This is a genomic window from Oleiphilus sp. HI0086 (assembly GCF_001635225.1).
Genome location: NZ_LWFZ01001224.1, coordinates 1 through 758, shown reverse-complemented (window position 1 = coordinate 758; position 758 = coordinate 1). Strand labels below are relative to the sequence as shown.

1 protein-coding gene is annotated in these 758 nt (G+C 50.3%); it reads right to left on the bottom strand.

Annotated features, from left to right (window positions below):
• Window positions 1-10: 10 nt before the first annotated feature.
• A partial coding sequence (locus A3756_RS21385; RefSeq protein WP_156490662.1) for a di-heme oxidoredictase family protein occupies window positions 11-758 on the bottom strand: 748 nt, incomplete at its 5' end.

The window sequence follows — 758 nt, the reverse complement described above, 5'->3', positions numbered from 1 at the left end:
GTTCTGTTCATTAAAGTGATTCCAAAAAAGTAAGCAGTTGTGCGCGTTGCTCTTGGGGCATTGTTTGTACGGCTTGCTTGGCAGATTCGGCCTCGCCGCCATGCCACATAATTGCTTCAAGTATACTGCGTGCGCGGCCGTCATGCAGAAGAAAATGGCTGCCATTTACGTATTTGTCTGAACCGAGCCCCCAAAGTGGAGCGGTTCTCCATTCCTGTCCGTTTGCCTTAAACTCGGGTCGATTGTCCGCCAGCCCTAGCCCCATGTCATGCAGTAATAGATCGGTGTAAGGCCAGATGGTTTGCATGTTAAGAGAAGTTTGCTCAGTATGCCCGGATGTTTGATAGCTTGGAGTATGGCACGCGGCACAGCCAGCGGAGTGAAAGACGGCTTTTCCTTTATTGACCATTTCTGCATTGTCTATTTTTCGAATGGGTACCGCGATATTTCTTGTATACAGCAATAAAGCATCGGTCATCGCCTTTGGCGCTTCCATGTGGTTGATATCCGGGGCTTGGCGGGTGCGGTTTCCATGGGCTTGTTTTCGGCAGCTTGTTTGTGAAGGAGTGCAGTCGCCCCAATGTTGTGGAAATAACGGTGTACTAATGCCGAGATCCCCCTTGAACGCGCTAGCGTTTTGTTGACGAAGGTTGGGGGTGCCTGCTTTCCAGCCAAAACGGCCAAGTGCCGGTGCTTGTTTTTGCTGATCCCAAACCCAATTGGCTTTGCCTGAAATACCATCTTGGTTACTGTCGTCT